Consider the following 19,529-nt stretch of genomic DNA (forward strand, 5'->3'; position numbering starts at 1 on the left):
GGGCATACTGTTACAGAAAGTGTTCTTCTGTATCGCGGCCGAGTCAACAGCGCATCACTCGCCGAGTACCGGGTCCGTGGTGGATCATTGGCGGATGTTGTCGCAAGCCGGCTCGGTGAGCGAGCCCTTCGGTCAGGGATGGTCGCAGGTAGCGGAGTTCGCGATCGCCTTCGTCCTCTCCTCGGCGATCGGCCTGGAGAGGGAGATCCGGCAGAAGGCCGCCGGCCTGCGCACCTACACCGTCGTCGGGATCGGCTCCGCGCTCTTCACCCTGATCAGCAAGTACGGCTGGACCGACGTCCTCCACGAGGGGATGATCGTCGCCGACCCCTCCCGGATGGCCGCGCAGATCGTCTCCGGGCTGGGCTTCATCGGCGGCGGCGTGATCTTCGTCCAGCGCGGCTCGGTACGCGGGATCACCACCGCGGCCGCCATCTGGCTCACCGCGGCCGTCGGCTCCGCGGCCGCCGCCGGCCTGCCCCTCCTCGCGCTGACCGCCACCCTCGCCTACTTCGCCCTCGGCTACGTGATCCGGCCGCTGGCCGGCCGCCTCCCGGCGCTGCGCAACCGCGGGATCGGCCTCCGCATCACCTATATCCAGGGGCAGGGCCTGATGCGCGAACTGGTCAACCAGTGCGTGCAGTTCGGCTTCGCCCTCACCGAGCTGTCCACCGTGTCGGAGCGCACCGACAGGTCGTCCCGGCGCCGCATCACCCACCGCAGCCAGGACGGCGAGAACGGGGAGGAGCGCCGCGACGAGGACGAGGACGACGGCGTCGAGGAGCGCACCATCGAGGTGGAGATGACCGTGCAGGGCCGCGGCGACGTGGACGGCCTGGTCGCCCGGCTGGCCGAGATCTCCGGCGTCCTCGCCTGCAACCGCACCGACCTCGGCGACGAGTAATCCACCGTTCGCCGCACCGCACCGCCCCGGCATCCCCCGCCCCGCGTGGAAGGATCTACCCGAACCCGTACCGGGTGGAGGGAGCAGCGATGCGTTCGTCCGTCGATCAGGTACGCCGCCTCGTGGCGACTCCGTTGCCCGGCCCGCCCGGCAAGGAACTGGGCGAACTCCGCCTGCCGCTGCCCTCGGCGCTGTCCCGGCTCGACTGGTGCCCGGCCGCCCAGCAGCCCCCCTGGCCGGACCCCGAGGCCCTGCATGAGGTGCGGAGCGAACTCGCCGGACTTCCCCCGCTGGTCTTCGCCGGCGAATGCGACCAGCTGCGGGAACGCCTCGCCGCGGTCTCCCGGGGACAGGCCTTCCTGCTGATGGGCGGGGACTGCGCGGAGGCCTTCGACGCCGTCACCGCGGACCGGGTCCAGGCCAAGCTGAAGACACTGCTGCAGATGGCCGCGGTCCTCACCTACGCGGCCAAGATGCCGGTGGTGAAGGTCGGCAGGATCGCCGGCCAGTACGCCAAGCCGCGCTCCCGGCCCACCGAGACCAGGAACGGCACCACCCTCCCCGCCTACCGCGGGGACGCGGTCAACGGCCCGGCCTTCACGGCGGCCGACCGCACCCCCGACCCGCGCCGGCTGCTGCGGGCGTACCAGTCCTCCGCCGCCACCCTGAACCTGATCCGCGCCTACACCGAGGGCGGCTACACCGACCTCCGCCGGCTCGACGCCTGGAACCGGGACTTCGTCCGCGACTCGCCGGCCGGCCGGCGCTACCGGCGGCTCGCCCGGGAGATCACCGCCGCCCTGGACTTCGTCCAGGCCTGCGGCGCCGACCCCCGCGAGTTCCGCACCGCCGAGTTCTACTCCTCCCACGAGGCCCTGCTGCTGGACTACGAGTCGGCGCTGACCCGCACCGACTCCCGTACCGGCGAGCTCTACGACGTCTCCGCCCATCTGCTCTGGATCGGCGAGCGCACCCGCCAACTCGACCACGCCCACGTCGAGTTCGCGTCCAGGATCGGCAACCCGGTCGGCGTGAAGCTGGGGCCCTCGACGACCCCGGAGGAGGCCCTCGCCCTGATCGCCCGGCTCGATCCGGAGCACGAGCCGGGCCGGCTGGTGCTGATCACCCGGATGGGCGCGGCCCGGATCCGCGAGGTGCTGCCGCCGCTGGTGGAACGGGTGGCGGCGACGGGCTCGCCCGCGGTGTGGATCTGCGACCCGATGCACGGCAACACCTTCACCGCCGAGAGCGGCCACAAGACCCGCCGCTTCGACGACGTGCTGGCCGAGGTGGCCGGCTTCTTCGAGGTCCACCGGATGCTCGGCACCCATCCCGGCGGCATCCACGTCGAGCTGACCGGGGACGACGTCACCGAATGCGTGGGCGGCGGCCGGGAGGTCGCCCTCGGCGACCTCTCCCGGCGCTACGAGACCCTCTGCGACCCCCGCCTCAACCGCAGCCAGTCCCTCGACCTGGCCTTCCGGCTGGCCGAGCTCCTCGACTCCCCGCCGCCCGCACCCCGGCGGTAGCGCGGACGGCACCGCCGAGCGGCCGACTACCCCGCCGGCTCCGCCGCGAGCTCGCGGAGGGCGTACTTCTGGACCTTGCCGGCCGCGTTGCGCGGCAGCCGGTCGAGCGTCTCCAGCCGTTCCGGCCAGTACTGCTTGGCCATCCGCCGGCCGTCCAGGAAGGTGCGGAGCTGATCCAGCGTCAGCGTCCCCGCGCCCGGCCGCAGGGCGACGAACGCGCAGGCCCGCTCGCCCAGCCGGGGATCCGGCATGGCGACCACCGCCGCCTCCGCCACCGAGGGGTGCTCGTGGAGCAGCTGCTCGATCTCCGCGACCGGGAGCTTCTCCCCGCCCCGGTTGATGACGTCCTTGACCCGTCCGGTGATCCGCAGGAAGCCGCTCTCGTCGACGGCCGCCAGATCCCCGGTGCGGTACCAACCGTCCTTGGTGAAGGCCTCCGCGGTGAGGTCCGGCCGCTCCAGGTAGCCCTGGAAGACCGTCGGCCCGCGGAGCTCGAAGTTGCCCTCCTGGCCGGCCGGCAGCTCCCGCCCCTCGTCGTCGGTGATCCGCAGCCGTACGCCGTCCAGCGCCCTGCCGTCCGTGCCCCAGCGCAGCGCCGGGTCGTCGGCGGGCGAGGCCAGCGCGCCGAGGCAGGTCTCGGTGGTGCCGAAGGCCCCGCAGACCGCGGCGCCGAGCACCCGGGTGGCGCGCTCGGCGAGCCCGCGCGGGACGGCGGCCCCGGTGGCCACGAAGATCCGCAGCGAGCGCACCGACTCCGGCCCGTCCGGCTGCTCCTCCACGGCCCGCACCAGATCGGCCAGGAACGGCGTGGCCGCCTGGACGAAGCTCACCCGGTGCTCGCGGACCGCCCGCAGCCCGGCCGCCGGATCCCACTCCGGCTGCACCACCATCGGGACGCCCAACTCCAGCGCCAGCCACATCCCGTAGAGGAAACCGGTCTGGTGGGCCAGCGGGGAGGGCACCCAGACCACGTCCGAGCGGTCCAGGCCGAGGTGCCGGATCTCCATCGCGGCCGCCCGGCTGAGGGTGCCGGCGGTGTGCAGCACGCCCTTGGGCCGGCCCGAGGTGCCGGAGGTGAAGAGCAGCTGGGCGGGCGCGTCCGGCGCCGGCCGCAGCGCGTCCAGTTCCTCGCGGGTCCGCTGATCGACCGTCACCTCGGCCAGCGCCTCGTCCCAGTGCCGCCAGATCAGGCCGCCGCCGGAGGGCAGCGCGCCCGGCCGGCCGCCGGGTCCCGACGGCAGCACCAGTACCTGCTCAAGGCCGGCCAGTTCGTCCGCCGGCAGCCCGGCGACCTCCTCGGCCGGCCGCCGGCCCCGGTACCCGTCGGCCACCACCAGCACCCGCGCCTGCGAGCGCCGTAGGATGTCCCCGACCTCCCGCTCCCGGAAGATCGGCATGATCGGGCAGCAGACCGCCCCGATCCGCAGCACGGCCAGCGACAGCACGGCGAACTCCAGCCGGTTCGGCAGCTGGTACGCCACCCGCTCCCCCGGCCGCACCCCGAGCCGGCGCAGCAGCTCGGCCGCCCGGTCGCTGCGCTCGGCCAGCTCCCGCCAGGTCAGCCGACCCTCCTCGGCGCCCGCCAGGTCCGCGCGGTCCGCCCGGTCCGCGCGGTCGGCGTGGTCGACGCGGTCGACGCGGTCGGCGCGGACCTCCACCACCGCGGTCTCGTCCGGGCGCGAGCGGGCACGCCGGGCCACCCACTCCGGCAGCCCGATCCCGGCGGCCCTGCCTGGACGCAGCAGCTCCGGCTCCAGTCCGCCGCCGGCGCCGGACGGCCGCTTCCCGGACTCCACCGACATCGGCAGCCCGAGGGCGTTCATCGCCTCCAGGAACCGCGGGTACGAGATCCGGTAGGCGTTGGGGTAGGTCAGGGTGGACGGCCCCTCGGCCCGGGACGCGGCCACCGCGAGGGACATCAGCACCCGGTGGTCGTTGAAGGAGGAGAGCGGCGCCCCCCGCAGCCGGCGCCTCCGCCCGACCCCGGCCACCCGCAGCGCGTCCCCGTCCAGGCGGAGCTCCCCGCCCATGGCGTTCAGCTGGAGCATCGCGGCGGCCCGGTCGGACTCCTTGAGGCGGGTGTGGGCGACATGCCGGAAGACGGTCTCGCCCTCGGCGAAGCAGGCCATCGCGGAGAGCACCGGCAGCATGTCCGGGACGTCCCGGCAGTCCACGTCGGTGCCCTTGAGCGGCGTCCCGTCGTGCCGGATCCGGACCGCCCGCTCCCCCGCCCGGCCCTGGCCGGCGGGCAGGTCGACCAGCTCCATCGGGACGCCCATCCCGGCGGCGAGCTCCAGGAAGTGCACCTCGGGGTGGTCGGCGGGCCCGCCGGTCAGCCGGTCCAGGCCGCGCAGCAGCACGTCCGCCGGGTGGACGGCGGCGGCGGCGATGCCGAAGGCGGCCGAGCCGATGTCCGGCGGCAGGGTCAGCTCGGTGGGCCGGGCGCGCTGGTCCGGCTCGATCTCGAACCGCCGCCAGTCCGCGGACACCCCGACCTCCAGGCCGAACCGGCGCATCATGGCGACCGTCAGCTCCAGGTAGGTCCGCTCGTTGAGCACCCCCTCCACCTCGACCACGGTCGGCCCGGTGGCGAAGGGCGCCAGCAGGATCAGCCCGGAGATCCACTGCGAGAGGGTCCCGGCGATCCGCACCCGGCCGCCCTTCGGCCGCCCGGCCGACACCAGCACCGGCGGGCAGTCGTCCGGCGACTCGACGCCGACGCCCATCTGCCGCAGCCCGGCCAGCAGCGGCCCCACCGGCCGGCGGCGGAAGTACTTCTGCCCGGTGACCGAGACCGGCCGATCGGAGAGCGCGGCCAGGCCCAGCATGAAGTACAGCGTGGTGCCGGAACTGCCGGCCGAGACCTCGGACCTGCGGGGGTGGTAGGTGCCGCCCAGCCCCTCCACCACGAAGGTGTCGCCCTCCACCCGGACCCCCACCCCGAGCCCGCGCAGCAGCCTCACGGTGTACTGCACATGGCGGGCGTCGGAGAGCCCGCGGATCCGGCTGGTGCCGTCGGCGAGCGAGGCCAGGATCAGTGCCCGGTGGGCGTGGTACTTGGAGTTGGGGACCAGGACCTCTCCGGTGACGCGGCGCTCACTGCCGCCGTTGACCAGCAGGTGCATAGACGCTGATGCTCCCTTCACTGATGACTCGGGTACCGGTCAGTTGCCGCCCAGCCGGCTGCTCGCCACTGCCGCGCAGAGCATCAGCGTCCCGCTCGCCAGAGTGGCGGCGAGGCACCGCGCCCGCAGCTGCCGGTAGCGGTCGCCGTACTCCTGGCGCAGTTCCTCGGCCCGGCGCAGCACACCGGAGTTGGCGTCCCGGTAGACCTCGATCCGGTCTCGGACGTAGACCCGCTGCACGTCCTCCCGCTGGCCGGTGGTCAGCCAGGGCAGCTGGGCGGTGAACCGGTCGGCGCCCCGCTTGGCCTCCTCATGGTGGGCGGCGAAGAGGAGATAGCCCTCCAGCTCGACCATCCCCCGCTCGGTGAGGCCCTCGGCGGGCGCCGGCCGCCGGCGCTCCGGTTCGGCCGCCACGGCTCAGGCCTTCGGGCTCTCGCCAGGGCCGCCGGGCCGCTCCGGGCCGCCGTGCGGACCGCCCTCAGGATCGGTGGCTCCGCCGCGAGTGGTGCCGCGGGGAGCGGTGCCGCCGGGAGTGGTGCCACGGGCAGTGGTGCCGCGGGGGCCGGGAGTGGCCTCGCCGGCCGACGCCCCGGCACCCGTGCCCATGCTCGCGCCCGCCCCCGCGTTCGCGCCCGACAGCGCCGGCTCGCCGAGCCCGCGCTCCAGCATGGCGATCTCCGGGTGGTGGAGGTCGAAGGCCGGGGATTCGGAGCGGATCCGGGGCAGCGAGGTGAAGTTGTGCCGCGGCGGCGGGCAGGAGGTCGCCCACTCCAGCGAGCGGCCGAACCCCCAGGGGTCGTCCTCGGTGACCCGCTTGCCGTACTTGGCGGTCTTCCAGACGTTGTAGAGGAACGGCAGCATCGAGATGCCGAGGAGGAAGGACCCGAGGGTGGAGACGGTGTTCAGGGTGGTGAAGCCGTCCGCCGCGAGGTAGTCCGCGTACCGCCGGGGCATGCCGACCACGCCGAGCCAGTGCTGCACCAGGAAGGTGGTGTGGAAGCCGATGAAGAGGGTCCAGAAGGTGATCTTGCCGAGCCGCTCGTCCAGCATCTTCCCGGTCATCTTCGGCCACCAGAAGTGGAAGCCGGCGAACATCGCGAAGACCACGGTGCCGAAGACCACGTAGTGGAAGTGCGCCACCACGAAGTAGGAGTCCGAGACGTGGAAGTCCAGCGGCGGGCAGGCCAGCAGAACGCCCGTCAGACCGCCGAAGAGGAAGGTCATCAGGAAGCCCCAGGTCCACAGCATCGGTGTCTCGAAACTGAGTGACCCCTTCCACATCGTGCCGACCCAGTTGAAGAACTTCACCCCGGTGGGCACCGCGATCAGGAAGGTCATGAAGGAGAAGAACGGCAGCAGCACCGCGCCCGTGACGTACATGTGGTGCGCCCACACCGTCACCGACAGCCCGGCGATGGCGATCGTCGCGGCCACCAGCCCCGAGTAGCCGAAGATCGGCTTGCGGGCGAAGACCGGGATCACCTCGGTGACGATGCCGAAGAACGGCAGGGCGATGATGTAGACCTCGGGATGGCCGAAGAACCAGAAGAGGTGCTGCCAGAGGATCGGGCCGCCGTTGGCCGGATCGAAGACGTGCGCCCCGAACTTCCGGTCCGCCTCCAGCGCCAGCAGGATCCCGGCCAGCGGCGGGAAGGCGAAGAGCACCAGGATCGACGTGATGAAGACGTTCCAGCTGAAGATCGGCATCCGGAACATCGTCATCCCGGGGGCGCGCATGCAGATGACGGTCGTGATGAAGTTGACCGCGCCCATGATGGTGCCGAAGCCGGACATCCCGAGGCCCAGGATCCACATGTCCGGTCCGACCCCGGTCGAGTGCTGGGCGTCGGAGAGCGGGGAGTAGGCGAACCAGCCGAAGTCGGCCGCGCCCTGCGGGGTGAGGAAGCCCCCGACGGCGATCAGCGAGCCGAACAGGTACAGCCAGTAGGCCAGCATGTTCAACCGCGGGAAGGCCACGTCCGGAGCGCCGATCTGCAGCGGCATGATCCAGTTCGTGAACCCGGAGAAGAGCGGGGTGGCGAACATCAGCAGCATGATCGTGCCATGCATGGTGAAGGCCTGGTTGAACTGCTCGTCCGTGAGGAACTGCAGCCCCGGACGGGCCAGTTCGGCCCGCATCAGCAGCGCGAGCACACCGCCGACGAGGAAGAAGCCGAAGGAGGTGATGAGATAGAGCGAGCCGATGGTCTTGTGGTCGGTGGTGGTCAGCCACTTCACCAGGACCGTTCCCAGCTTGTCCCGGGCCGGCGGATGGCCGCCGCCGTCCCCGGCCGGGGCGCGGACAGTCTGATCAAAGGTTGTCATCAATCTCTCCCACCGACACCGACACCGCCGCGCCGGTCCTCAAGTCGCCGACGGCCCTCCGTTGGCCGTCCGTTCCCGGCCGCTTTCGCATCTCGGTGCCACCATCACGTTTCCGACCCGTCCGGCGCACTCCGGCACGGCGTCCCACCCCCCTTGCGGTGGTACGTGTTCACCCGCTCGGCCCTGACCCCGGCGTGCCGTGCTGACAGGCCATCAGCCTTCCGCTGACGCGCCGCCAGTTTCGTTGCCTGACACGTTCGAACGACCCGGTGTCGGATCCAGGAACACCCGGGCGATGGACGGGTGGCGCTCGCGCAGCATCCGCTCCGCCTCGTCGCACAGCCGCTCGATCTCGGCGGCCGTCTCCGCGTCCCGGAAGTCCACCTTGGCCGCGACCAGCACCTCGTGCCGCCCCTGCACCGCCGTGACCAGCTCCAGGACCTCCTCCACCCCCGGGAGGGCCGCCAACTCCCCGGCGAGCGCCCGCTCCATCCGGTCCGGGAGGGCGCGCCCGATCAGCATGGACGCGTTGCTGCGGCCCAGTTCGACGGCGACCGCGGTGAGGAGGACGCCGATGCAGATCGAGGCCACCCCGTCCCAGACCCCCGAGCCGGTCAGCTGACCGGCCAGCAGGCCCCCCGCCGCCAGCACCAGCCCGATCAGAGCGGCCGTGTCCTCCAGCACCACCGCCTTCACCGTGGTGTCGGGGGTACGGCGCAGATGGCGGAGGGCGGGCACGTCGAGGCCGGCGGCCTCGCCGCGCACCTGGCGCACCCCGCGCAGCAGCGAGGTCCCCTCCAGCACGAAGGAGACGGCGAGGACGATGTACGAGACCAGCGGCGAGCCCAGTTCCTCGCCCTGGACCAGGGTGTGGATCCCGTCGTAGAAGGAGAAGACGGCGCCGCCGACGAAGGTGGCGACGGAGGCCAGCATCGCCCAGACGTAGAGCGCCTGCCCGTAGCCCAGCGGATGGGCGTCGTCGGGCGGGCGCTCGCTGGTCTTCAGCGCGGTGAAGAGGAGCACCTCGGTCACCGTGTCGGCGACCGAGTGCGCCGCCTCGGAGAGCATCGCGCTCGATCCGCTGACGATCCCCCCGATCGCCTTCGCGACGGCGATCCCCAGATTCATCGTCCCGGCGAGCAGGACGGTCCCCACACTCTCGGTCTCTTCGGCCACTCCCGCAGTATCCCCGCGCCGGGCGGTTCCCGCCGAGTGGGCCGCGCCCGGAAGCCGGGCCGGGAACCGGACTTGGGGCCGGAACCGGGCTTGGGCCTGGGCCCGGAACCGGGCTTGGGCCCGGAACCGGGCTTGGGCCCGGAACCGCAACCGGCCCGGGCCCTGCGTTCACCGGCCGTACGGCTCACGCCGCCCCGAGGGCCTCCGCGTCCGGCCCGAAGACCTCGTAGTGGATGTCCGCCGGCGAGACCCCCGCCTCCAGCAGCTGCCCGCGCACGGCCCGCATGAACGGCACCGGCCCGCACAGGTACACCACACTGTCCGACGGCACCGCCACCTGGGAGAGGTCCACAAAGCCGGACCGGGCCCCCACTCCCTCGGCGCCGGCCCGGTACCAGACCTCAAGACGGCCGTCCGCCAGCTTCTCGACCAGCCGCGCGACCTCCTCGCGGAAGGCGTGGCTCTCCGGGTCCTCGTCACCGTGGACGACCAGCACCGGACGCCGGGTGCCGGTACCGGCGAGCTGCTCCAGCATCCCCACCATCGGGGTGCACCCGATGCCCGCAGAGGCCAGCACCACCGGCCGCCCCACAGCCCCGGCGGCATCCGCGCCACCGGTCCCGTTCTCGTCCAGCACGATGTCGCCGAACGGGGCACTCAGCTCGATCTCCTGACCGGCCGTCAGCCGGTCCTGCAGCCAGGCGGAGACCTCGCCGTCCCGCTTCACCGTGAACTGCAGCCCGCCCTCGGGCCACCCCGAGAGGCTGTACTGCCGGATCTGCCGCGCCCCGTCCTCCAGCGGCACCCGCACCGAGACGTACTGCCCGGCCCGGGCCGCCGGCACCGGCCCGCCGTCCGCCGGACGCACCACGAAGGTCGTCACGGACGGCGTCTCCGACTGCCGCGCGGCCACCCGCCAGCGCCGCCACACCTCGCCGTCGGCGACCCCGGCCTGCCGGTAGAGCCCCTGCTCGATGGCGATCAGCGCGTTGGCCATCAGCCAGTACACCTCGTCCCAGGCCGCGGCGACCTCCGGGGTGACGGCGTCGCCGAGCACCTCGACTATCGCGGCGAAGAGGTGCTCGTGGACGATCGGGTACTGGTCGGCGGTGATGCCGAGCGAGGCGTGCTTGTGGGCGATCCGCGCCAGCATGGTGTCCGGCCGCCGCTCGGGGTCGGCCACCAGCGCGCTCGCGAACGCCGCGATCGAGGCGGCGAGCGCCTGCCGCTGGCTGCCGTTGGCCTGGTTGCCGCGGTTGAAGAGGTCGCGCAGCAGCTCCGGGTGGGCGGCGAAGAGCCGTCCGTAGAACCGCCCGGTGATCTCCTCGATGGCACCGCCCACCACCGGCAGGGTGGCACGTACGACCTCGGTCGACTTCTCCGACAGCATCCTGTTCCTCCAAATTGTCATTTCAGATGCCGATTTTCCGGCGTTCCGGGCTCCCCCAGAAGGGCCGGCCGGCCCCGCGGGCCCCGCCCGACCGGGCCCTCAGACGCGCACCGGCAGCCCCAGCAGCACGGGGCCGGCCGGCCCCTCCACCAGGTCCGCCAGCGTCACCGCGTCCAGCGAGGCGTAGAAGGCCTCCTGCGCCTTGCGGAGCTCGGCTCTCAGCCGGCAGGCGGCGCGAAGCGGGCACGGGTCCTCGCCCTCGCAGCCGACCACGTCCCCCTCCCCCTCCAACTCCCTCACCAGCGAGCCGATCGCGACGGTCCGCCCGGCCCTGGTGAGGACGAGGCCCCCGCCGCGCCCGCGCGTCGCCTCGACCACGCCGAGCCGCCGCAGTCGCGCGACCACCTTCGCCGCATGCGAGTACGGCACTCCGACCGCCTCGGCCACCTGCTCGGTGGTGACGGTCTCCGGCGCGTCGAGCACCGCCAGGCGCATGGCGATGCGCAGGGCGATGTCGGTTCCCTTCGTCAACCTCACACAGAACATCCTAGATATTCGTCATTTCAGACTCCGATTTGCCCCCCTCGTCCACCCAACCTTCGTAACAGAAGTCCGCCCTATGTCCGTAACCGCTGTTACACTCCCCACGTGAACGCTCATTCCACCGACCCGACCCAGTGGAAGCTGCTCATCCTGCGGCTCCCCGCCCAGCCGTCCCGCCACCGCGTCGCGGTCTGGCGCGAGCTGCGCCGGGTCGGCGCCCTCTCGCTCGGCCAGGGCGTCTGGGCGGTGCCCGAGGTGCCGGTCTTCGAGGCGGGCGTCCACCGGGCGCTCGCCCTCGCCGCGCAGGCCCCGGACGGGGAGGCGCTGACCCTCCGCGCCACCGGCGGCTCCGCGCGGGACGGCGCCCGCCTCGCCGAGCTGTTCTCGGCAGCCCGCGAGGAGGAATGGGCCGAGTTCCTCGCCGACTGCGGCAAGTACCAGGAGGAGCTGGAGAAGGAGATCCGCACCCGGAAGTTCACCCTCGCCGAGCTCGAGGAGGAGGAGCAGAGCCTGGAGCGGCTGCGCCGCTGGCACCGCGACATCCGCTCCCGAGACGTCTTCGGTGCCCCCTCCGCGGAGGTGGCGACCAGCAGGCTCGACCACTGCGCGGACTCCCTCCAGGAGTACAGCGAGCTCGTCCTGGCCCACCTCCACGCCTTCGACCACCCCGCGGACGGACCGTCATGAGCCGCCCCGCGCAGGAGTCCTCCGTCCAGGAGAGGCCGGCCGAGGCGAGGCCGGCCAGGCGGATGTGGCCGCTCTACGCGGCCGGCTTCACCACCGCCTTCGGGGCCCACTCCGTCGCGGCCAACCTCGCCCAGGGCGGCGAGGGGCTGGCCCGGTCCGTCCTCTACCTGGGCGTGCTGCTCGCCCTCTACGACGGCGCCGAGATCGTCCTCAAGCCGGTCTTCGGCACGCTGGCCGACCGGGTCGGCGCCCGGCCCGTGCTCCTCGGCGGACTGCTGGCGTTCGCCGCCGCCTCCGGCCTCTTCCTCGCGGTGCGCGACCCGCAGTGGCTGTGGGCGGCCCGGCTCGGCCAGGGCGCGGCGGCCTCCGCGTTCTCCCCGGCCGCGTCCGCGCTGGTCGCCCGGCTCAACCCGGCGGCCAGGCACGGGCGGGCCTTCGGCTCGTACGGCTTCTGGAAATCCCTCGGCTACGCGGGCGGCCCGCTGCTGGGCAGCGCGCTGGTGTGGGCGGGCGGTCTGCCGCTGCTCTTCGCCGTGCTGACCGCGCTGCCGCTGGCGGTGGCCGGGTGGGTGGCGGCGGCGGTGCCGTCCCTTCCGCCGCTGCCCCGTACCCGTCAGACCCTGCTCGACCTGGCCCACCGGCTCGGCGACGGCGCCTTCCTGCGGCAGGTCGCCGCGCTGGCCGCGTCGACCGCGGCGCTCTCGGTCGGGGTCGGCTTCCTGCCGGCGACCGGCCGCGCGGACGGGCTTCCACCGCTCGCCACCGGCGCGGCGGTCTCCGTGCTCGCGCTGTGCGCGGCGCTGGTGCAGCCGCGGGTGGGGCGGGCGCACGACTCCGGCCGCCTCTCGGCCCGGCAGGGTCTGCTGGGCGGCCTCCTGGCCACCGCGGCCGGACTCGCCGTCGCGGCGGCCGTGCCGGGAGTCGCCGGCCTCTTGTCGGCCGCCGTCCTCACCGGCGCGGGCACCGGCGCCCTCACCCCCATCGGCTTCGCCCGTCTCGCCGCGACCTCCCCGCCGGAGCGACTGGGCCAGACCATGGGCGCCGCCGAGCTCGGCCGCGAGGCCGGCGACGCCGCCGGGCCCCTTCTGGTGGGCGCGGTCGCCTCCACCGCCGGCCTCCCCTGGGGCTACGCCGCCCTGGCGGCAGCGACAGCCCTGTTGATCCCGGTCCTCCGCCGCTGACCCCGGTCCTCCGCCGCCGACCCCGCCGGCGGCGAGCGCCCCGAGCGCGGCGGCGCCCCCTCAGCCCACCGCCGACGCCGTCATCGCCAGCGTCACCGCCACCAGCAACCCGAGATACGTCCACGCGTACACCCGGTCCGGAATCTCCGGCGGCCGCCGCCGCAGGGCGACGATCACCGGCAGCGCCCCCACCAGCAACGCCGCCCCCGCCCCCACGTCCACGGCCCCCAGCAGCAGTACTCCCCCGGCCCCCGCGGCGGCCCCGCCGCCACCCCCGCCCACCAGGAACACCGCCAACGCCGGTGCGCTGATCGCCAGCGTCAGCGGATTCGCCAGCGACGTGGCCGTCCGCATCGCCAACCCCGACCGCCGCAGCATCGGCACGGTCAGCACGCTCCCGCCCAGCCCGAGAAACGAGGCCACCGCCCCGATCGGCACCCCGAACCCGCCGGCGATCCGCCCGCTCCCCCGGCCGGCCGGCACGCCGCCCTCCGCAGCGGGCGCGTCCCGCCCCTCGCGCCAGCGCCCGCGCCCGCTCCCTCGCCCCGCGAAGAACCCCGGTCGCAGCAGCAGATCCACGATCGTCCCCACCAGGTACGCCACGAACCCCCACTGGGTCACCGCCCCCGGCGCCCACCGCGCCGCCACCGCGCCCAGCACTCCCCCGAGGCCCAGCAGCACCAGCAGCGCACGGCTCCGCCGCAGCTCTCCCAGCACGCCACGATCGGTCGCCGCCGTCGCCACCGCCGCGTTCACCACCATCACCACCGAGGAGGTGGCCACCGCCGTATGCGCGGCCTCCGCCCCCAGCCCGGCGTCCATCCACACGATCACCGGCACCGCGACGAAGCCCCCGCCGAACCCGAACAACACCGTGGTCAGCCCGGTGACCACACCGATCGCGACCAGCAACAGAACACTCACTCAGCAGAGTCCAGCAGCCGCCCCGCCCGGCGGGCAATCGATGCACGGCCCGCTACCTTCGATTCTCGGCCATCCCCCAGCCCGGCCGCCCGCCACGGCCGCTCCGCCGCCGCCCCGCCACTCGCCACCACTGCCTCACGCTCCCACCACGCCCCCGACCACCCGCGGCACTAGCCTCAGCCCCGTGCGCAACGTCTCCCTCGACGACTACGACCGGATCGCCCGCCCGGTCCTCGCCATCGGCACCGACTACACCCCCGGCCACGTCCTCGACTGGCACCGCCACCGCCGGGCGCAGCTCCTCTACGGCGCCACCGGGGTGATGATCGTCGAGACCGTGGACGGCGCCTGGACCGTCCCCACCGACCGCGCCATCCTCATCCCGCCGGCCACCCGCCACCGGGTCACCATGCTCGGCGTCAGCACCCGCAGCCTCTATCTCGAACCCTCGGCGGTCGCACCCTGGTGGCCGGCCTCCTGCCGGATCGCCGACGTCCCCCCGCTGGTACGCGAACTCCTGCTGGCCGCAGTGGAGTTGGACCCCGCCTACGACGAGGGCGGACGGGACGGCGCACTCGCCGCCCTGCTGCTCCACGAACTCGCGGCCCTCTCCACCCGCCCCTCCCTGCCGCTCCACATCGACCTGCCGGCCTCCCCCGAACTGGCCGCCCTCTGCCGCGGCTATCTGACCGCCCCCGACGTCCGGCTCCGCAACGAGGACTGGGCCCGCCGCCTGGCCACCAGCGAGCGGGCCTTCACCCGCCGCTTCCGGCGCGAGCTCGGCACAAGCCCGGCGGCCTGGCGGGCCCGCGCCCGCCTGGTCGCCGCCGTCCCCCTGCTCCGCGAGCACAGCGTCACCGGTACGGCGGCCCGCCTCGGCTACTCCTCGCCCGCCGCCTTCACCGCGGCCTTCAGCCGCGCCTTCGGCCTGCCGCCCTCGGTCTTCAACCGACCGGCCCCGTAACCGCCGCCGCGGGCTCCCGGGGCTGGGCTCCCCGGGCCACCCTTTGCATGATGCAAAAGCACGGGAGTACCATGCAGAACCCGGGCCTTTCGGGCCCGGTGACCCGCACGGTCGACGACCGCCCGGCAGGCGGCCGCCACCCTCCGCCACGGGAGGAGCGCGATCACCATGACCGCTGCCACCAGCCGCCCCCGGCCCCGCCCCGCGGACCGGCCGCAGGACCCGGTACGCCCCGAGGCCGAAGAGCTCCACCACCGCCGCATCCTGCTCCTCGGCCAGATCTCCACCGACGGCCTCGCCGGACTGGCCCGGGTGCTCCGCGCCGCCCGTGACGGGGACCCCGCGGCGGCCTCGATGAACGTCGGCTCCGTGCTCCGCGCCCTCCCCGGGATGGGCTGGTTCGGCGCCCACGACCTGCTGCGCTCCGCCGGCCTGCGCGAGCGCGACCTGCTGCGCGACCTCACCGCCGCCCAGCGCGGCGAACTCTGCCTGACCGTCTCCCACCTCCCCCCGCCGCCGAGCTGAGACCCCGGCCGCCCGGCCCTCCCACCAGCCGCCGTCCCCACATGTCGGTCGGATGCGCTTTACTCGTCTCTCACACGGCCTTGACGACATCTCACGATCCGCGGCCCACGGTCCGCGGCTCGGGGAGCGCCGGAGGAGGAGCCGGGAGAGGGAGGGGTGGCGGGGGGCATGGTGCGAACCGCGGCGAGACGCGCGCTCTGCGCGGTGGCGCTGCTGCTCGGCTTCTACGCGGTGGCGGTCGGCACCCTCGCCGCGCTGGCCGCCCTCGACGTCTCACTGCTCCTTCACCCCCGGCCGGGCACCCCGCTGCTCGCCGACGGCAAGGTGATCGCCGGCACCGCGGTGATCGCCGCCCCGCTGGTACGGGGGCTGGCCGCCAGCCGGGTCCGCCGCGGCCGTCCGCCCGGCGGCATCGCGGTGACCCCGGAGGAGCAGCCCGAACTGTGGGCCCGGATCCGGCGGATCGCCGACCAGGTCGGCACCCGACCGCCGTCCGAGGTACGGCTGATACCCGAGGTGAACGCGGCGATCAGCGAGTCCACCCGGCTTCTCGGCCTCCTCCCCGGCCGCCGACGGCTGTATCTGGGGATACCGCTCCAGCTCGGGCTGACCTCCCGTCAGCTGGACTCGGTGCTGGCCCACGAGCTGGGCCACTGCGCCCACCACGACGTCCGGTTCGCCGCCGCCACGGTCCGCGGCCGGACCGGACTCCTCGCCCTGGCCCGCTCCTACCAGGACCGGCAGGCCGGCATCCACCGGCCGCTGCGGGCCTTCTTCTCCTGGTACGCGCAGCTGTACCTGCGCCTCACCCAGTCGGTCAGCCGCAGCCAGGAGCTCGCCGCCGACCGCACCGCCGCGCGGATCGCCGGGACGGAGGCGACCGTCGCCGCTCTGCGCCGGCTGCCGGAGCTGGACGCCGCCTTCGACTACTACGTCAGCCGCTATGCCACCGTCGGCTGGAACGCCGGGGTGCTGCCGCCGGCCGAGGAGCTCTTCGCGGGCTTCCGCGCGCTGCTCGCCGAACCGTCCCGGCAGGCCGAGCTGGCCGCGGTCGGCGAACGCGCCGCGACCGACGCCGAAGCCCTGGACCCCTACGACTCCCACCCGCCGGTCCGCCGGCGGATCGCCGCCCTGAACCGGGCCGCCGCGGAGCGGCCTCCGGCCAGGCCGGACGCCGGCGCCCACCCCGCCGCCCACCCCGGCGTCCCGCGGACCCCGGCGCCGCCGAGGACCCCGACACCCCCGCCATCGCCCTCCTCCGGGACGCCGACCGGATCTGCGCCGCCGTCGCCGAGCACGCCCTGCCCGCCGAGGCGGCCGGGAAGCGCCGGGTCGGCTGGGCCGAACTCGCCCACGAGGCCGGGCGCGAGCGCCTGGCCCGCGAGTCCGGCCCGCTGCTGGCGGCCGCCTCCGCGGTCGCTGGCCGCCCGGTCGCCGGGCTCGCCGAGCTGCTCGACGTCATCGACTCCGCCGGCCTGGACGCGGTGGCCGAGGCGGTCGCCGAGCCGGTCGCCGACGCCCTGCCGCACCCCGCCGGCGGGCGGGCGCCCCGGCCGTCCGCCCGTACCGCCCGTACCGCCCGTACCGCCCGTACCGCCTTCCAGCAGGCGCTGGTGCCGGTGGTCTGCGCGGCCCTGGTGGAGAGCGGGGGCGCGCGCTGGACCCACACCTGGGCGCACGCCCTCCACCTCGCGTACGCGCCCGGGATCGAGGAGCCGACCGAGGCCGCGATGTCCGCGCTGACCGGCGACGCCCCGACCACCGTCCCGCTGCGCGCCCTCTTCGCGCCCCCCGCACACCCCCCGCTGCCCGCCGCGAAGGGCCGAGCTTGACGTAGGACGGCGGAGAGGTCCACCATTCCACTACGCGAATAGTGGAATGAAGGGTGGACAGCTGCCTTGTTCGCCTTCCGGATAGACCGGCGAAGCGGTGTCGCCAGCTATCTCCAGATCGTCCAGCAGGTGCAGCAGGCACTCCGCCTGGGCCTGCTGGAGCCGGGCGACCGGCTGCCCACCGCCCGCGAGGTGGTCGAGGCCACCGCCCTCAACCCCAACACCGTGCTCAAGGCCTACCGCGAGCTCGAGTCCCAGGGCCTGGCCGAGACCCGGCGCAGGCACGGGACGTTCATTGTCGGCACCCTCGGCACCACCTCCGCCGAATCGCCCTGGCGGACAGAGCTGGAGGACGTGGCCGCCCGCGCCCGCGCCGCCGGGCTGGAACGGGACGACCTCGCCGCGCTGTTCACCGCCGTACTCGATGCCCTCTACCCGCCGAAGGACCCCCGATGACGCCATCCGCCAGCGGCTCTGCCCCGGTGCTCGCAGCCCGCGGCCTCAGCCGGAGATACCGCCGCCGGGGCCCCGACGCCCTCAGCGACTGCACCTTCCGGCTGCCCGCCGGGGTGATCTGCGCGCTGGTCGGCCCCAACGGCTCCGGCAAGTCCACGCTGCTGGACACCGTCGCCGGGCTGGACCGCCCGAGCGCCGGCTCGCTGGAGGTGCTCGGCGGACCACCCCGCGCGGGCCACCCGCGGATCTCCCATCTGGCCCAGGGCCGCCCGCTCTTCCCCTGGCTCACCGTCCGCGAGACCCTCCGCTACGGCGCCCGCGCCAACCAGGGCGGATGGAACGCCGAGCTGGCCGAACGGGTCGTCGCCGCGGGCGGGTTCGGCGCCGGCACCCGCATCCGCGAGCTCTCCGGGGGCCAGCGCACCCGGGTCGCCCTGGCCCTGGCCCTCGGCAAGCGCGCCGACCTCCTCCTCCTCGACGAGCCGATGGCGGATCTGGACGTGCTGGCCCGCCAGGAGCTGATGGGCCTGCTGATGGCGGATGTCGCGGAGAACGGCAGCACTGTGGTGATGTCCTCGCACATCATCACCGAGCTCGCCGACGTCTGCGACCATCTGCTGCTGCTCGACAGAGGCCGCGCCCGGGTCTGCGGCGACATCGACGAACTCACCGCCGCGCACGCGGTGGTGACTGTGGCCGGCGGTGCCGAGCAGCTCTCCGGGCACACCGTGGTGGAGTCCCGCGCAGCCGGCCGCGGAACCAGCGCCCTCCTCCGCCCGTCCGCACCGCTGCCGGAGGCCTGGGAGCCCCGCACCCCCTCCCTGGAGGAGCTGGTGCTCGCCTACCTCTCCGCCCCCCAGGCCCTGGACCTCGACCTTTCCCAGCCGCAGTCCGCCGAGGAGACCGCCGCATGAGCACCGCCGCCACCCGCACCGCGACCGCCGGCGACCGCTCCGGCCGCTCCGGCCGCGCCGACCGCGGCGACCTCCCCTCGGCCGCCGGCACCTGGGCCCTGACCAGGACCGCACTGCGGCTGGTGCGCCCGCTCGCCGCCGGCCTGCTCCTGGTCGCGATCGTGCTGGCCGGTGTGCTGGTGCACCGCTACCTGAGCTGGTCGGACGCCGAGCGCCTCCGGGCCCGGGTCGGCGGCTACGCGTACCACTGGGAGTACCTCAGCCACGGCGCGAACGCCATGAACGACGCCCTCCTCCAGGACGGCGGGCGGATCTCCTTCTGGCCGGCCATGTTCGCCGCGGTGGTCGCCGCCCTGATGACCGGGCGCGAGTGGCAGTCCGGCCGCACCGCCCTGACGCTCGGTCAGTCGGTCACCCCGCAGCGCTGGTTCACCATCCGCTGGGCGGTGCTGGCCGGTCTGTTCGCCGTCCTCTTCACCCCCGTGGTGGCGCTGTACCAGGCGAACGCGGCGCACGCCCGCCACCTGGACCTCCTCGCCTACGGATGGTCCCGCAGCGTGGCGTACTACTCGCTCGGTCCGGTGACCGTGGCCTACGTCCTCCTCGGTGTGGCGGCCGGCGCGCTGGCCGGCACGGTGCTGCGCGACCCGCTGCGAGCGGCCGTCGGCGCCCCCGCGCTGACCTGGCTGCTGGCCGCCCTGCTGGTGCGCTCCCGGGCGGCGGCGCTCCTCGACTTCCCGGTCCTCGCCGAGACCCACGGCATCCACCCCGGCGGCATCCTGGGCCTCCAGTTCTACGGCGCCCTGCCGCAGGACACCTACCTCCTCAACTCCCTCCGCCCGGGCGACTACTGGCCCTACCAACTAGCCTCCACCGCGCTGGTGCTGGCGCTGACCGCACTGCTCGGCCACACCGCCCTCCGCGTCCTCCGCCGCCGCACCGGCCACTCCTGACCGCTGACCGCGAAGACCGTTCGCCGGCCGCCAAGTGCGGCCGCAGGCCCCGTACGAACGGCCCGCCGACCGCCTCTGCCGACGGGCCGACCGCCTCTTCC

At 74.2% G+C, this 19,529-nt stretch carries 16 protein-coding genes and 1 pseudogene; 10 read left to right on the top strand and 7 right to left on the bottom strand.

The window, feature by feature from the left end:
* The first annotated feature begins 94 nt into the window (after positions 1 to 94).
* Together BS73_RS18000 and BS73_RS18005 are read left to right on the top strand one after the other, a co-directional pair.
* The gene (locus BS73_RS18000) at positions 95 to 904 is read left to right on the top strand and encodes an MgtC/SapB family protein (RefSeq protein ID WP_037573776.1); all 810 of its coding nucleotides are present in this window, start codon (positions 95 to 97) and stop codon (positions 902 to 904) included.
* Positions 905 to 1,077: 173 nt separating this feature from the next.
* The gene (locus BS73_RS18005; RefSeq protein ID WP_051941468.1) at positions 1,078 to 2,433 is read left to right on the top strand and encodes a class II 3-deoxy-7-phosphoheptulonate synthase; all 1,356 of its coding nucleotides are present in this window, start codon (positions 1,078 to 1,080) and stop codon (positions 2,431 to 2,433) included.
* A 26-nt stretch (positions 2,434 to 2,459) separates the two neighbouring features.
* Here BS73_RS18005 and aroA read toward each other — a convergent pair whose 3' ends face one another.
* From aroA to BS73_RS18035, 6 genes and pseudogenes are all read right to left on the bottom strand, one after another.
* Entirely contained in the window at positions 2,460 to 5,558 is a 3,099-nt protein-coding gene (aroA, locus tag BS73_RS18010; protein ID WP_037573778.1) for a 3-phosphoshikimate 1-carboxyvinyltransferase, read from the bottom strand.
* 39 nt (positions 5,559 to 5,597) lie between these two features.
* A complete protein-coding gene (locus BS73_RS18015) occupies positions 5,598 to 5,972 on the bottom strand; it encodes a hypothetical protein (RefSeq protein ID WP_322987274.1) in 375 nt (124 codons plus the stop codon).
* A 204-nt stretch (positions 5,973 to 6,176) separates the two neighbouring features.
* Positions 6,177 to 7,883, bottom strand: a pseudogene (ctaD, locus tag BS73_RS18020) (aa3-type cytochrome oxidase subunit I); the annotation flags it as partial.
* Positions 7,884 to 8,096: 213 nt separating this feature from the next.
* Entirely contained in the window at positions 8,097 to 9,059 is a 963-nt protein-coding gene (locus BS73_RS18025; protein ID WP_265736865.1) for a cation diffusion facilitator family transporter, read from the bottom strand.
* Positions 9,060 to 9,243: 184 nt separating this feature from the next.
* Positions 9,244 to 10,449, bottom strand: a complete 1,206-nt coding sequence (locus tag BS73_RS18030; RefSeq protein ID WP_037573781.1) for a globin domain-containing protein — start codon at positions 10,447 to 10,449, stop codon at positions 9,244 to 9,246.
* A 99-nt stretch (positions 10,450 to 10,548) separates the two neighbouring features.
* Positions 10,549 to 10,986: an RrF2 family transcriptional regulator gene (locus BS73_RS18035; protein WP_037573785.1), complete on the bottom strand. Its 438-nt coding sequence runs from the start codon at positions 10,984 to 10,986 to the stop codon at positions 10,549 to 10,551.
* A 111-nt stretch (positions 10,987 to 11,097) separates the two neighbouring features.
* Between BS73_RS18035 and BS73_RS18040 the strand changes: the two genes are divergently transcribed.
* Complete coding sequence (locus tag BS73_RS18040; protein WP_037573788.1) at positions 11,098 to 11,679, top strand: Chromate resistance protein ChrB; 582 nt, start codon at positions 11,098 to 11,100, stop codon at positions 11,677 to 11,679.
* The gene (locus BS73_RS18045) at positions 11,676 to 12,860 is read left to right on the top strand and encodes an MFS transporter (RefSeq protein ID WP_456153927.1); all 1,185 of its coding nucleotides are present in this window, start codon (positions 11,676 to 11,678) and stop codon (positions 12,858 to 12,860) included. The genes BS73_RS18040 and BS73_RS18045 overlap by 4 nt, the downstream gene beginning before the upstream one ends.
* Before the next feature lie 60 nt (positions 12,861 to 12,920).
* Here the strand turns inward: BS73_RS18045 and BS73_RS18050 are convergent, their stop codons facing one another.
* Complete coding sequence (locus tag BS73_RS18050) at positions 12,921 to 13,784, bottom strand: TSUP family transporter (RefSeq protein WP_037573796.1); 864 nt, start codon at positions 13,782 to 13,784, stop codon at positions 12,921 to 12,923.
* A 184-nt stretch (positions 13,785 to 13,968) separates the two neighbouring features.
* Between BS73_RS18050 and BS73_RS18055 the strand changes: the two genes are divergently transcribed.
* From BS73_RS18055 to BS73_RS38270, 6 genes are all read left to right on the top strand, one after another.
* The gene (locus tag BS73_RS18055) at positions 13,969 to 14,748 is read left to right on the top strand and encodes an AraC family transcriptional regulator (RefSeq protein WP_037573799.1); all 780 of its coding nucleotides are present in this window, start codon (positions 13,969 to 13,971) and stop codon (positions 14,746 to 14,748) included.
* A 168-nt stretch (positions 14,749 to 14,916) separates the two neighbouring features.
* Complete coding sequence (locus BS73_RS18060) at positions 14,917 to 15,273, top strand: hypothetical protein (protein ID WP_037573802.1); 357 nt, start codon at positions 14,917 to 14,919, stop codon at positions 15,271 to 15,273.
* Positions 15,274 to 15,441: 168 nt separating this feature from the next.
* On the top strand, positions 15,442 to 17,016 hold the full coding sequence (locus tag BS73_RS34780) for a M48 family metalloprotease (RefSeq protein WP_051940067.1): 1,575 nt from the start codon (positions 15,442 to 15,444) through the stop codon (positions 17,014 to 17,016).
* A 155-nt stretch (positions 17,017 to 17,171) separates the two neighbouring features.
* A complete protein-coding gene (locus BS73_RS18070) occupies positions 17,172 to 17,561 on the top strand; it encodes a GntR family transcriptional regulator (RefSeq protein WP_037573804.1) in 390 nt (129 codons plus the stop codon).
* Positions 17,558 to 18,475, top strand: a complete 918-nt coding sequence (locus BS73_RS18075) for an ABC transporter ATP-binding protein (protein ID WP_037573807.1) — start codon at positions 17,558 to 17,560, stop codon at positions 18,473 to 18,475. The genes BS73_RS18070 and BS73_RS18075 overlap by 4 nt, the downstream gene beginning before the upstream one ends.
* A complete protein-coding gene (locus BS73_RS38270) occupies positions 18,472 to 19,428 on the top strand; it encodes a hypothetical protein (protein WP_037573810.1) in 957 nt (318 codons plus the stop codon). Before BS73_RS18075 ends, BS73_RS38270 begins: the two co-directional genes overlap by 4 nt.
* Positions 19,429 to 19,529: the final 101 nt, after the last annotated feature.

The sequence above is a fragment of the Phaeacidiphilus oryzae TH49 genome (assembly GCF_000744815.1).
GTDB classification, from domain to species: Bacteria; Actinomycetota; Actinomycetes; order Streptomycetales; family Streptomycetaceae; genus Phaeacidiphilus; species Phaeacidiphilus oryzae.

What these genes read in the sequence shown, in the direction of transcription:
- BS73_RS18030 (WP_037573781.1), bottom strand. Translation starts at nt 10,449, where the DNA reads ATGCTGTCGGAGAAGTCGACCGAGGTCGTACGTGCCACCCTGCCGGTG.
- BS73_RS18075 (WP_037573807.1), top strand. Translation starts at nt 17,558, where the DNA reads ATGACGCCATCCGCCAGCGGCTCTGCCCCGGTGCTCGCAGCCCGCGGC.
- BS73_RS18045 (WP_456153927.1), top strand. Translation starts at nt 11,676, where the DNA reads ATGAGCCGCCCCGCGCAGGAGTCCTCCGTCCAGGAGAGGCCGGCCGAG.
- aroA (WP_037573778.1), bottom strand. Translation starts at nt 5,558, where the DNA reads ATGCACCTGCTGGTCAACGGCGGCAGTGAGCGCCGCGTCACCGGAGAG.
- BS73_RS38270 (WP_037573810.1), top strand. Translation starts at nt 18,472, where the DNA reads ATGAGCACCGCCGCCACCCGCACCGCGACCGCCGGCGACCGCTCCGGC.
- BS73_RS18000 (WP_037573776.1), top strand. Translation starts at nt 95, where the DNA reads ATGTTGTCGCAAGCCGGCTCGGTGAGCGAGCCCTTCGGTCAGGGATGG.
- BS73_RS34780 (WP_051940067.1), top strand. Translation starts at nt 15,442, where the DNA reads ATGGTGCGAACCGCGGCGAGACGCGCGCTCTGCGCGGTGGCGCTGCTG.
- BS73_RS18060 (WP_037573802.1), top strand. Translation starts at nt 14,917, where the DNA reads ATGACCGCTGCCACCAGCCGCCCCCGGCCCCGCCCCGCGGACCGGCCG.